This window comes from Pedomonas mirosovicensis, from assembly GCF_022569295.1.
GTDB classification, from domain to species: domain Bacteria; phylum Pseudomonadota; class Alphaproteobacteria; order Sphingomonadales; family Sphingomonadaceae; genus Pedomonas; species Pedomonas mirosovicensis.
In genome coordinates this window covers 853,041-865,706 of sequence record NZ_JAKFIA010000001.1, presented here as the reverse complement: position 1 = coordinate 865,706, position 12,666 = coordinate 853,041, and the positions used below count along the sequence as shown (strand labels likewise).

Annotated in this window: 9 protein-coding genes and 1 pseudogene; all 10 read right to left on the bottom strand. The window is 62.9% G+C overall.

Going from position 1 to position 12,666, the window contains the following annotated elements:
- Positions 1–607: 607 nt before the first annotated feature.
- A complete protein-coding gene (locus L0C21_RS04085; RefSeq protein WP_259277147.1) occupies positions 608–2,572 on the bottom strand; it encodes a DUF3732 domain-containing protein in 1,965 nt (654 codons plus the stop codon).
- Complete coding sequence (locus L0C21_RS04080; RefSeq protein ID WP_259277146.1) at positions 2,572–3,081, bottom strand: three component ABC system middle component; 510 nt, start codon at positions 3,079–3,081, stop codon at positions 2,572–2,574. Before L0C21_RS04080 ends, L0C21_RS04085 begins: the two co-directional genes overlap by 1 nt.
- The gene (locus L0C21_RS04075) at positions 3,078–4,247 is read right to left on the bottom strand and encodes an ABC-three component system protein (protein WP_259277145.1); all 1,170 of its coding nucleotides are present in this window, start codon (positions 4,245–4,247) and stop codon (positions 3,078–3,080) included. The genes L0C21_RS04080 and L0C21_RS04075 overlap by 4 nt, the downstream gene beginning before the upstream one ends.
- Before the next feature lie 337 nt (positions 4,248–4,584).
- Positions 4,585–5,445, bottom strand: coding sequence for a hypothetical protein (locus L0C21_RS04070; RefSeq protein ID WP_259277144.1), 861 nt, complete (start codon positions 5,443–5,445; stop codon positions 4,585–4,587).
- A 311-nt stretch (positions 5,446–5,756) separates the two neighbouring features.
- A pseudogene (locus L0C21_RS16835) lies at positions 5,757–6,575 on the bottom strand (UvrD-helicase domain-containing protein); the annotation flags it as partial.
- Positions 6,576–6,579: 4 nt separating this feature from the next.
- Positions 6,580–8,535, bottom strand: a complete 1,956-nt coding sequence (locus L0C21_RS04060; RefSeq protein ID WP_259277142.1) for an ATP-dependent nuclease — start codon at positions 8,533–8,535, stop codon at positions 6,580–6,582.
- Positions 8,536–8,557: 22 nt separating this feature from the next.
- Positions 8,558–9,574 carry a nucleotidyl transferase AbiEii/AbiGii toxin family protein gene (locus L0C21_RS04055; protein ID WP_259277141.1) on the bottom strand — a complete coding sequence of 339 codons (1,017 nt, stop codon included), beginning with the start codon at positions 9,572–9,574 and terminating at the stop codon, positions 8,558–8,560.
- Positions 9,567–10,160, bottom strand: coding sequence for a DUF6088 family protein (locus L0C21_RS04050; protein ID WP_259277140.1), 594 nt, complete (start codon positions 10,158–10,160; stop codon positions 9,567–9,569). The genes L0C21_RS04055 and L0C21_RS04050 overlap by 8 nt, the downstream gene beginning before the upstream one ends.
- Positions 10,161–10,227: 67 nt before the next feature.
- A complete protein-coding gene (locus tag L0C21_RS04045; protein ID WP_259277139.1) occupies positions 10,228–11,565 on the bottom strand; it encodes a hypothetical protein in 1,338 nt (445 codons plus the stop codon).
- A complete protein-coding gene (locus L0C21_RS04040; RefSeq protein WP_259277138.1) occupies positions 11,565–12,665 on the bottom strand; it encodes a toll/interleukin-1 receptor domain-containing protein in 1,101 nt (366 codons plus the stop codon). Before L0C21_RS04040 ends, L0C21_RS04045 begins: the two co-directional genes overlap by 1 nt.
- Position 12,666: the final 1 nt, after the last annotated feature.

The following is a 12,666-nucleotide window of genomic DNA, read 5'->3' as shown; positions in this document are numbered from 1 at the left end:
GCGCGCGAAGCCGCAACGCACCATCGCCATGCCGCGACCACCAGCGGCCAGGCGGTGTTGCGTCGTCGTTCTGTATGGATACGCCGAAGCGGCACCTGGCGATGCCCAAATGTGCCAGCCGATGCCAGACCCAGAAACAAAAAAGCCCGCTTTTACGCGGGCTTGATTGTGTTTTGGTGCCTCTGGATACCGGCCAGTGCCAGACCTCAGATCACTCCCACTCAATTGTTCAAAACCCAAATAGGTCATTGATCTAGCTTAGTTTTTTCTTGCCCTCAGACCAGAGGGCCGACCCACGGGCCGTCAAAATCATACCGTATTGATTTTAAAGGGAGATTTCCGTGCAAATTTTTTTGCAGGGTTTCGACATCTATCGAGATCGATCGCCCGACAGATGCCTATCAAGGGTCGGCGGTGCACGCAACGCACCTCAAAAAAGTACCGTCGATCAATTCCTATCACGGTTCGCAGAGCAGCGATACTTAATCGCTGCCGGACTTCCCTTTCCGCTTGAATCGCAAGCGCTAATGTATCCGCGTCAGGCCCGCGAGGCGCCGCCGCTGACTGCCTAGCCATCAGTCGGCTCAATATCGAACTGGTTCCGAAATCACTCCTCTTCCAGCCACTCGAATGGCACCAGTGCGCGTTCGCGCCATTCCTCGGCCAAAATGACGTTGGGCAGGTCGCCCCAAACATCCTCATCTGCGTGGTCGAGCACAATGACCTGCAGTCGATCCCGTGCAGCACCGACCTGCTCGCCTAGAAGCGCGAAGACTTTCCGCACCGCAACCACATCTTCATCGCGCCAAGTTACGGGATCGGCATCGCTATCCCCGGCAGTCCGCCGCGGGAAATAGACCTGACTGGGTTGGTCGTAAATGAGGAGACCCGGGACGGGATGATACGGAAGGTCCAGGAAGAAGATCTGAAGGGCGAGCGTTAGCGCGACATGGTAAGCCAGCCAGTTGGCGCCGCTACCGATTTCCCAGAGGTAGTCGTCGCGCGTGCCTCGAATAACCTTGACCGTGAGATCCGGAATCATGAGCCGCACCGGCGCATGCGGCCACTCGGCATCCAGGCGGGGTATCAGTCGCCCCGTTGTTGCCTCGATGCTATCGATCGCGTTGCGGAGCTTTCGCCCGATTTCGGTCTCGGAAACCTTTCGCTGTAGCTCAGCGATCTGCGCCTTGAGCGCGTCGATCTCCTGCCGCAGACCGGCGGACTGGTCGGTGCGGTCGTATAGCTCGAGCGCCTGTTCCAGACGGCCAAGGAAGCGCTCCATACGGTCAAACCGGTCGATCGCCTGCTTGGCTGCCTTCGAATCCCGCTCGAGCACGCCGATCTCCCGGCGGATCTCGTTGAGCCGGACGAGCTGCGTTTCTGCCGCCGCTCGGAGACGAAGCACTTCGCGATCCAGCGTGTCGGACACACTCGGATGGGTTCGAAGCCGAACCTCGATCGAGGCTAGTGCGTCCGTGAGCTGGTCGATTTTCTGCTTGCCGCCGTCCGATATAAGCGCGACCGGCTCGCTCGCTTCAGCGTCCGCGGAAAGCTTTTGCAACCAGTCGGACAGGGCGAGGCGGTCGCGCTGAATACGGAGCGAGCTGCCGTAGATGTCGCTGCTTTCCAACAGGCGGCGCAGTTCGCTGAGACGCTGACGATGCCGTGTCAGCTCGGTGGCAACCACGGTCTCTTCGGCTCGAAGCGCTTGGAGCCGGTCGAGCGCGGTATCGACACCGGCAAGAGTCGGATGCGCGGCATCCCCATTGGCTTCGACGACTCTGCGGAGCAGATCGAGGATTTCCGGCCAATCCGACGGGATGACCTGGTCGGGCGGTAGCAATCCGAACTCGATCGCCTGCCGGAGCCAGGATTGTGCTTCCATCCGCCATGTGTTGGCGGCGGTCACCAAAGCCCTCAGATCGTTCTCCCGCCGGCGGAGGATACGCGACAGCCGGTCCAGCTCATACCGGGCCTGAAGGATGTCCGCCGTCACAGCCTGTAGGATGTAGGGGAAGATTGTCTTGAGCTTCTCACGGTGCTCGGTTGTATCAGCCTTGAAAAACATGACGTCGGGATTGGCGACGATGTTTTGCGGCTGAAAGGTGAAGGCCATGAGGTCGCGGAAGCTCGGCCGCGACTTAAAGTTCGAATCCGCCTCCGGCTCGAAATCGAGGTTGGTCAGACCCGCGAGCCGGTTGAGCATCGCCTTGACAACCTGGGTGGTGGTTCCCTTGTCCTCAATGCGCGCCGGGATTTGGACCTCGGGCCCCTCTATCATGACCATGTCGCTGGTGCTTTGCTTGTCACCGGGTTCGCGCCGCGCCAGCAGCTTCTGCCCCTCGACCGTGTCGATGAGCACGCCGAACCAGCTACAATTCTCTCGGATGACACCGACCGGGATGGCGCATTTATCGGACGCCAGGCAATAATCGATAATGGGGATCACGGCGGACTTGCCGGTCTTCGAGGCGCCGCTAATGACGTTCACGACACCTGGGTGGAACTCGACAATGCGCGGTTCGCCATCGTGCCGGGGCCAGAGAATGAGTTTGCGCAGTTGAAAATACATTAGAAGTCCACCCTCAGCGTGGAGGCCACCTGCGCCAAACCGAGCTTGGAAAACCAGTAGCCGAGCTTGTCGGCCGCCGCCGCGAAGCCTTTCAGTCGTTCGGGCAGTCTCGGTTTGGCGGCGTTGAGAAGATCGAGCGGATATCCGCGGAGCTGGGCGGTATCGTAATCGATCCGAACGAGCTTCGATGTCGCGGCCACGCCGATCGACTGAAGGCTGAGAGGCCGCAGTTGGACCGCGCGCCCATGAATGCCCATCAGGATTTCCCGCTCCTTGTCGAACTTCGCCGCGAACAGCGCCAGGCCTGACGCCTTTCGCGTTGATGCCACTTCGTCGAACGTCTGCCGGTGCAGAAGCATCGGCAGCACCAGGAACGCCAATGGGATCGGCGCCGCTTCGGCCCCGTCTTCCTGATAGCCCAGCGTGAACTGCCAAATCAGATAAGCGCCGATCGCAGGGTTCTGCACGATATCGAGTTCGGTGAGCCCCAAGGTAGATAAGGCCGTCATTTGCCATCCCCTTCGAGCAGCGTCAGATAATCGCTGTGCCAGCCAAGGCGGCGGCGATCGGCTAGGTCGTTGAAGCTGCCGTGAACGAAATGACTGGGAACCGCCCGACCTTCGAGGGGGGCGACATGCTGAGCACACTGACGGTAAATCAGCCGGCCCTGGAGCGCCGCCGACTTCTCCCCGTGCAGATCGGCGACGTCGCCTTTAGCCATGCCGTACTTCTTGAGGAGATCTTCGTCCCAACCGTCCAGGCTGCCGGAAAATATCTCGCCTCGCTCGGCCCAATCGGCCTTGTCTGCCGAGGCGCGAAGATAGTCGCTGACGGCGCGAAGCCGGTCCTCTTCGGTCGCCTCGATGAGTTCGAGCTGCCGGACGAACACCGGCCGGGCCGCGGCCATGCCAGCGATCAGCGTGTCATCGGGCGACTCGCTGAGCGACGCCAGCAGGCCAGGCAGGTTGTTTTGGCGTATGAAGGCATGGAAATTGCGGCGGAAGGCCTCCGCGTCGAGGATGGGCTTTTCGCCCCGCTGGATCAGTCGATCCATTGCTTGTTTCGCTTGGCCGATACCTGAGCGGACGATGATGTCGATATGGGCCTCAGCAATCGACGGCCGAAGACGATCCCTGATGCTTTCCAGTGGATCGTCCGCATCCGCCTCCAGTTCGAAATTCCCAAAGAGACCATGGCGATGGTCCTCGGGCGCATCGAGCAACGCCAACACCTTGGCCGCGCTAGCTGGCGGAGTCTTCTTCTTATGGAGCTTCGCCTTGATGACGGCGAGTGCGGCATCAACCTCTTCGTCGGACGCGGCCGCGGAGAGCGCCTCCGCGAAGGCCCCTTTCTTCGCGGGCGTCACGTACAGCCGAAAAGTGGCGGATGCCGCCTGGCATTGCCCGGCATCAAGCATAACCCGCCAGTTATCGAAGGCCTTCCAAAGGTCTTCGTCCCAGTCCGAGATGGGATTTTGCTTCAGGGCGCTCTTCGTCTGCTCAAGACAAACACTGCCATCGGCGTAATGGACTGACACATCGTCTTGCAGCTCAAGAGCAACCTTGGCGCCTTTAGGCGCGGTAAGCAGGTGATAGAACGCTCGTACGGGCTGAAGCGCAAAGCCGAGATATTGCCCCGGAGCACCATGCTTCGTTGGTTTTATCTCGGCGTTCAAATGTCGCGCCCCCTTAATTCTAACTGCGCCCTCGCTCGATCGAATCTGTAGATGGTTACGCTATAGCGCGGCCCGCACAAGTCAGTTGTCAGATTCCGCGCGCCGGTCCCGGGTGGTGCCACCGGCTTCGAGTAGGATAAGGGCGCATCTTCCCAAGCCGTCGCCGTCCTCGCGACCGCGGCAGCCAAGGCAATCGAAGTGAAGGACAAGGTCGGATGAACCGACGGCGCTACGACGTGCGGAAAGACAGGGCTAGGTACGTGTCCATGCTTGGTGTGCTTCGTCAGACCGATCAACTTGGCCGAGGTTCCCAATCCCGTTGTCGATACAGGCCCACTCAACCCTTCAACTCCGCAGCCAGCGCAACCAGGTCGATAACCCTCCACCCTTGATCCGTGGCGGCGCCTATCAGGACCGTTGCTTCGGATTTGCGCATCGCGAGGCCCAGCAACTCGCGAGGCCTGGTCACGCCCACAAAGACATTCGTCGCGGCGGTAAGCCTTACCCCTGAAAAGAGCTCGTCGGTAACGCCGAACGCGTGTGGAAGCACCGCGCTCAGGTCGATGCACCGCTCGTCTACACCACTGCCTTTCCAAACCTCGCTCTCAACGACGAGGATGCCATCTACGCTCTTGCCCTTGACCGAATGGATCGATCCCAGCCGCAACGTGAGATCGTCGAACTGAACCTGTTTCGTGGAGCGGCGTTTGGGGTCGGCAAGATCGGCCTTCTGCTCGGCGACGAAGGCGCAGAAATCGGCGATATCGTCCTCGGAACCCTGAGGAGGCGGACTGAAGAGCGGAAGCAACGCTTCCATGAACGCCTGCCATGCCGCCTCTTCCCACACCGCAGCGCCGGCAAGCACATGGTCGCGCAACAGCCGACGTATGGTGCGCGGCAGCGCGAGATTGCGGTACGCCAGCGCCGTCCAGACATTGTGCCCGGTGATCGGTCGGTCATTCGCCGCTTTCCACCCATGAGCGCGCGCCAGCCCAGACACCGCAGCCGCGAGCATCTCGCCGACCTCTGCGGGCGGGCGCGCCGCCGCATGGTGGACCGCAGCCTTCTGAAGCTGCCGGCAAAGGAGGTTCGCTTTTGATCGAGAGCCGCCCTCGCTGCGATACGCCGGATGATAGTCGACAAGACTTTTGGGCTGCCACGCCCCTTTCTTGCCAGCCAGGTTGTGGCGCGACGCCACCGCCCAAATGTCGCGCGTGCCGCAATCCGCGCCCCACAGCGCGCGTGCCTCTTTGGCGAAGGCCCCGAGAACCCCCCGATCGTAGCTTCATCGAAAAGGAACATCACGCGCGACGCCGGGCGTGCTCCCAGCCCGACAATGGTCTGAGCCTGGCGCGCGGTCAGCCGGCTTGCAAAGCCAGCGATCTCCCCGCCAAACCTGCGGCTCGTATCGAGAGGGATGCAACCTGGCCCTGGCGTCCAATAGTTCGGTGCCGCTCCATCGTCCTCGTACAAGGTTTGATTGCTGTCCCCGAGGCGTTGGAATGCCGCCCCGCCATGTTTGAACACATGCTCCAGCAGCCGGAGCTGGTCGCCATGTGTGTCCTGCGCCTCATCAAGAATGACGAGCGGAAACCGGACGCGAAGACGCTCGGCGAGCGCCGGGTTTTCGCGGAGCGCGCGCCACGCGAGCGCGGTCATGTCGGCGTAGCGATAGAACCCACTCTTGACCATCGAGGCCTTGAGGGATTCGAGCGCCTTCCCACAATCGGTGTGGGCACCCCATTGCCCTTTCCGGCAGCGCACGGCCAGCGCGCTGGGCTCCGTCGCGGTGTCCGTAAAGGCTGGGTCCAGATCGAGAAGCGCAATCCACTCCTCGAGCCTGCGCTTCAGCTTGAGCTTTTGGTTTTTGGCGAGGTTGTCGAGGACGCGCCAACCCGGATACCGCCGCAGCGCCTCAGCGGCGAAGGCATCGTCATCGATCTGGCGCGCGTGCCAGCCCAAGCCCCGAAGATAGGGCAAGGCGAGATACTGGTTTATGAAGGCTGTGACCGTGCCGGTGAAATGGGGATAGGTCATCAGCCGCGCTGCAGTCGGATGACGGGCGATCAAGTCTTCGACCTCGGTCCGCGCGGCGTTGGTATGCGAGATGACGCAGACGCCGCGCCTCCGGGTCGTCCAGTTGCGCGAGAGCAGCGCGAGCTTCGCCGCCAGCAGCGTGGTCTTGCCGTTGCCGGGCGCCGCCTGCACGTCACAGGGAGCGGCCTTCGCCAGGAAGTCGATCTGGCTCGCATCGGTGAAATCACAGCCGCCCAGCTCGTCACCAAGCTCGGCCAGCAGTTCGGGCGTGAGCGGCAAGATCTCGAACATGCCGCTACGCCTTCGCCACCGCCGCGCCGTCCGACCCGACGACACCGGTGTCCTCGTCTTCGGCCTCGGGCTCGGCGATGACCGGCACTCCGGGGATATAGCCACCCGTCACGTAGTCGATCGCGCGCACCAGATAGGGCGGGAGCAGCTCGCGCATCTGCTCCGGCGTATCCGTGCGCTGGCGCAGTATGGCGGCAAGCTGCTCGGCGACCTCGGCTTTGGAGGCCTCCTTGTCATGGACTGGCTGGTAAATCTTCACGGCGACCTCGGTCGCAGAGAGCCCAGCCTCTTTCCAGCCCGCGTAGGTTTCGCTGGCCTTCTGCACGATCTTCGCAAGCCGCTCGGGCTTGCGGCTGCTGGTCTTTGCGAGCTGGACCGCCTGGTGGACGCTCGCGGCAAGCTCGGGCCGCAGCGCGAGATCGAACTCGAGCGTCCAACTGTCGGCGACAAAGGCGTCGACCGGGTCGCCAACGTCACGCCGTAGCGTCTTCAGCCGCGCAGCGACCTCGTCCTCCGTCAGCTCGTTTTCGGTCTTCCGATCACCGACGAGGGCCTTCGCCTCAGCCGGTGGAATGTCTCTGTCAGGAATCAGCGCCACAGGCACCGGGATCGCGCTCCCGGTTCTGCGCTGCAGAATCCGACTGTATCGGAACAGGCCACGGTGGCCGACATTGACGAGCGAGACGCCATATCGGCTGAGCGGACGTCCGAGCTTCTCGGCGATCGCGGGCAGCAACAGATGTTCACCGTCACCCTCGACGACGATGAGCGCGCGGGCGAAGAAGAGGTTGGCCTTGGTCGCATCAAGGAACCGGCGCAGAAACTCGTAATCGTCCACTTCGAGGCGGGTGTGCGCCGCCGCCAGCGGGAAGGCGCGGTGACCGACGATCATCGTCATGGTCTCAAGCTCGGCGCCCGCCGCGAGCTGCGGACTATGAGTGGTGAGCAGGACCTGGACCTGTTGATGCGTTTCGTCCTTCTTGAGGTCCGGTTTGGCGGCGCGGGCTGCAAGCACCTCCATGAACAGCGTCTGGTGCTGAGGATGCAGGTGCGCTTCCGGCTCCTCGATCAGCAGGAACGGAACCTGGTCGGGGTGCGACTGAAGCAGCAGCAGCTCGGCCGCCATGAACAGAAGATTGTTGTAGCCCAATCCGCGCTGCACGCGCTCGGTGCCTGCCTTGGCGTTGAGATAGAGCTCGAACCGTTCGAGGATCTGATCGAAGGAACCACCTGCGCCCAGGTCCAGCGTCGCGACGAGGCGATCCTCGACGAATGACAGCTTGTCGAGAAAATCGGTGTTCACGCTGCTGGCGACCCCTCCCACGGCGGGGTTGCCTCGGACCGCGGCATCCGCGGCAGCGAGCGTATCGTGCAGCGTAGCGTTGGCGCCCGGCGCCGCCGGCTTGCTTTGTGGCCCCATCGTGGGCATCGCGCCGAGGATGCGCGAGAGGCGCGAGCGGCGCCCCGCTCGCATTTCGCGTTCCGCGTCGCGCAACGGCTTGAGGTACGTAGCCTTCAGATACTCCCGCAGCTCTCCGTCTAGCGGCAGTCCTTCGCCTTCGGCGCCAGCGCGATGCTGGCTGGAGATGATGCTGCCGCCGCCTGGTCCGACGCGCCGAGCGCCGCGCATGCAAACGTGCAGCCGAAGCTTTCCCTTTTCGTTGGTGCACCATTCGAGAAAGCGGGCTTCTTCGTCTGCGTTGAGGTTGTCGAAGGTGCAGCGCACGATGAAGTCGCATCCACGAACGCCGTCCGCACCGACATGGAAGTCGTTTTCGTCAGGGCGAATATAATCGTCGCCGCGTGTCCAGAGGACATAGCGGGCGGCGTCGATGATCGCGCTCTTGCCGGCGTCGTTCGGCCCCACGAGGATGTTGAGACCGGGTGAGAGCTTCAACTGCAATGGGGCATTCGGATCAAAGCACCGGAAGCCGCTCGCGTAGATCTCGGAAATATACACTGCTGCCCCCCAGCCCCGTTTCTTATTCTGCCGCGCTGTTGGCCCGCGCGGCTATGTCTGCACAGCGCTCCATGAGCGTCTCGAAAGGCTCGGCTTCCTCAAGGAGGAGCCCATCGTCGACCATCTGGACGTAATCTTCTGCGAGGGCTTTGGCGCCGTCACCGGCTGGGACGAGCTGCAGGCCGCCGTTCACGGCTGCCGCGTAGTCAATCTGAGAGCCGTCCGCGGCCTTCTCGGCGAAGAACATCGTCTTGTGACGGGCCACGGAGTGGGCCAGGTCACGATCAGCGAAGGCAGCGGTGGCAAAGCCGGCTTCGTCGAGACGCACAACGTCATGCCAGTGCCGCGCGAACCGATCACCACGGAGTCGTTCCTGGAGGCAGAAGACGTGGATCGCCGTCGCCTTCTCCCAGAAGGTCCGCTCGGCATGCATGACCTTTGGCCGAGCGGTTGGAAAAACCACGCCATCCACGAGCCCGGCAGCATCACAGGCGACATCCCGCAGGCTGGCTGGCTCGCCCGTCGAACGCGCGCCGAATTCGAGCATGACGCTTGGCGACACATAGCCCGAGCCCATCGCCGTCGCCTCGTAGTCGATAAAGAGCTTCTCGCCATCGACTCGGATCGCCGCTGAGAGGGGGGTGCCCGCCAAGGCCTCGGCGACGACCGGCTGAACGGCCTCTGCCACCCATTGCGGCAGGCGCTTGCGTACCTCGCTCGTCCAGCGCTTTTCTTCGCTTCGCGTCTTCGGCAGCGCCTCGCCGTTGTCTCCGACGAGGTCGGGGGCGAGTGCACGAATGTCGTATGTCAGGTCGACGTCTTCGGAAAACCGCCGGATGACACCGTAGGCCTTTGACAGCGAAGTGCCGCCCTTGAAGACCAGGTGTTCGCCCAACGGCGAGGCGTAAAGCGTCGAGAGCGCCCACACCACCCACGCATCCTTCTCCAGCAGATGCGCCGGTCGGCCCGAGCGGTCGGCAGCGACGCTCAAGGCTTCCCGGCGATCCTCGGCCGGAAGGAGGAGGAAGGCGTCAGCCATGCGCGACCTTCCCCACGCTGCGCGCGAGCCAGGTCGGAAGCTGAGGCGCGGCCGCCACCAACTCACTGAAGGCGGCGGGTGGAAGCTTGCGCTTCAGGGTCTGGAGGGCCGACTCGGCCCTTTCCGGGCCGAGCCAGGCCAATGCTCGCACCGCCTGTCCCGCTGGCCGATGCGCCATGGCGAGCTGCCAGCGGGGAGCGTGGCGAAGCTCTACGATCTGCTTGCCGAGGCTCATCTTACGGGTCCGTCCCGACGTCAGATAGACAGATCGGACCGGCACCTGCGTCGTAAGGCCGAGGCTGTTGGCGGCGGCCGCACCGCTTGAGACGATGACCTCGCCGCGCTGGGCGGCCAGCGCCTCGACCGCCTGTTCTACAGACGGCGCCCGGGTGCCAAACCGGCTCGTGACCGGCAGCAGATACACGCCGCGTCCGGCTCGAATCAGTTGCCCCCGCTCAGCAAGGCGCGACAAGGCCTGATCCACCGCGGCACGATTGCCAAGGTGGAGCAAGCTCTTAGCCGCGACGGGTGTGCCTTCCGGCAGCCGCTGCGCGTGCTCAAGGATCTGTTCGGTCAAGCGCACCATCGCGATTCTCCTGTCAGAAACATACGCAATTTTCTGACAGTTTTCAACCGGGAGCTGGTGATGCGGGCTAGAGGAGAGGTGCACCCTTATCGAGCAGGCCGTCGAGAAAGTCCTCGCGCGAGGAGATAGGCCCGGCCTGGGTGGTGAGGATCAGCGCTTCCACAACCTGCCGAGCCAGCGAGCGGGCCATGACCCGTTCCTTGGTCGAAATGGCCGTCATCGCCCGGCCGTGCAGGAACGCGCTGCGCAGGTCGAACAGCCGCTCGTATTGATCGGCATAGCTTCGACCGCCCAGCAGACCGGCGACACGGCCTCGCATCTTATCGGTGGCGCGCAATCTCTTGTGCCGGTCGGGCGCCACCCGGAAGCTCTTCTGATAGTCGGCGCGCAGGCCCAGCGCCGCTTCAATCGTCGTGATATGCGCCAGGAATTCGTCGACGCCTTCCGCCAGGAACGCGCGGACCAGGAAGTGCGTGATCGGCGTTTCGAACAGAACCGATTGCTTCGCCTGCTCGACGATCGCCCAGCGGCTCTGGTCCCAGACCGGCAATTCGGTTGCGACGTCGTCTTCGAAGCGCAGCTCGACCGGTCGTTCCTCCTCATAGGTCCCGCCGTAGCCGTCGTCGTAGATCCGATCCTCCCAGCTCAGCGTATCGGGCGACGGGGGCGTGTTAGGGCGAACGAAGATGTCGCTGTCGACGGTGTAGACCCACGGGACCCGGAAGCCGCGCCAGTCAACCTCCGCCATGGCCGACCAGCTTTCCCACGGCGCCAGCAGCAGGAAGAACAGCGCCTCTTCGACCGCGCCAGGAAATCGTCCCTTATGGGGTTCGATCTGCCCCAGGTCCCGGCTGAGGTCCATGAACAGTACCGGGACAGCGCGTGCCTCGGGTTCGTGCTCGAGCGCTACCGTCTCCTCGACAACCAGCCAGTGGAACTCAGAAAAACGCGCGGCATCGAATTCCTGCCGCAGATAGAGCCGCTTCAGCCTGGCATGATCGACGAGGGCTAGCAGTTCGTCCGCGGTCAGCCGGCCTAGCTTCGCCGGGCCGAACGCGATCGACGGCAGGTCAGCGGCCAGATCGAGCGGCACCAGGTGGGCGCGTTTGGCGTGGGTCGCCCGCATCGCAGCATCGAGCGCCTTTGCCGCCTCCTCTACCGGCAAGGAAAGATGAAGCGTCTCCTTTTGCAGGCCACAGGGAAGGCCAAGAGCCCGCAAAGCGGTCGAGAGCGCGAAAGCTGGTCCCTTCTTGCCGGCGTTCGGATAGCCATCACGACAGGCGTCGCGCAGTCGCTCGAAGGCCGGATGCGCGAGGATGTTGTCGGGTCCCGGCGGATGCAGCCGCCACAGGTCCGACATCGCGGAGATCATCGCACTGCTCGGCCCCGTCGCAGCTTCGCTCATCAGGAAATCCGGAGCCGGCGCAGAAGCTTGCCGAGAACCGCCTCATACTCCTCGGGCTTCGAAAAATCGGCGTAGAGCTTGCCCTTCAGGAACTCCGGCAGCTCGCAATCTTCATAGAGCAGCGGCAGCACGACCACCTCGCCGCTGGCGATCTCGCGGTTCATGGCCACATCAAGTTCCTTCTTTACCCAAGGCGCGCCAATCGACTTCTTCGATAGGACGACGGCGATGTAGCGGCTGAGCTTCATGCCCTCTTCGATCTTGGCGATTAGCGAGTCGCCGATGTCGATTTCGGCCTCGTCCAGCCACACATGCTCCACCCCATGGGCGAGCAGATCCTTGCGCAACTGGCGCACGAACGGTTTGTCGACGCCGGTGTGGCTGAGGAAGATGCCGTGATATTTTTCGTGCACCGGATCGGCCTTCTCCAGCGCGAGGCTGTCGCGCACGAGCTGGTTCTGAGCTTCATCAGATGTCGGCGGGGTCAGCAGCCAGCCCGTCGTGGTTCCAAGCGTCACGTGGCCGCCGAGGCTGTAGCCCTCGGGCGTCGCGGCGATCGACGCGTAACTTTCGCCGGGATCGGAGAGGCACAGCGTCCACCCGCCGGTTCGCGACAAAACCTCAAAATAGCGCGTGAAGGGGCTGTCGGGGTCGATCGCACCCATCCGGCGTCCCTTCTTAACGAGCAGCTCCGATCGCTTCACGAAGCCCGCGACCTTCGGCGCGACATAGCCGAGATGGGTCTCGCGATAACCGAAGAAGTTCACCCGCTTCGGTTCTGACAGACACCAGACGACGGTTGCCCCGTCTGCAATCGCCGCCTCCATTTCCTTGCGCCGATCTTCGCTATCGAAGGCGGAGTCGAGGTCATAGCGGTCGTTCACGCCCTTTAGCTTGCCCAGCTCATAGGGTTCGTTCGAAAACTCGCCGGCCTTGCCAAACAGGAAATGCGTGTAGCTCTGCGGGTTGATGATGATCGTGTCATACTCGTAGAGCGGATAGGCGGCCCGGTCGCGATCCACCTCGGGCCGGCAAAGGCCGAGATTATCGATCTCGACTCCTTCGATCGCGTCGCCCGTGTAGTTCAGTCCGATCGTCAAT

Bases quoted from the DNA above. Each gene is read 5' to 3' on its own strand.
- L0C21_RS04085 (WP_259277147.1), bottom strand. From the start codon at position 2,572: ATGTATTTTCAACTGCGCAAACTCATTCTCTGGCCCCGGCACGATGGC.
- L0C21_RS04050 (WP_259277140.1), bottom strand. From the start codon at position 10,160: ATGGTGCGCTTGACCGAACAGATCCTTGAGCACGCGCAGCGGCTGCCG.
- L0C21_RS04080 (WP_259277146.1), bottom strand. From the start codon at position 3,081: ATGACGGCCTTATCTACCTTGGGGCTCACCGAACTCGATATCGTGCAG.
- L0C21_RS04055 (WP_259277141.1), bottom strand. From the start codon at position 9,574: ATGGCTGACGCCTTCCTCCTCCTTCCGGCCGAGGATCGCCGGGAAGCC.
- L0C21_RS04045 (WP_259277139.1), bottom strand. From the start codon at position 11,565: ATGAGCGAAGCTGCGACGGGGCCGAGCAGTGCGATGATCTCCGCGATG.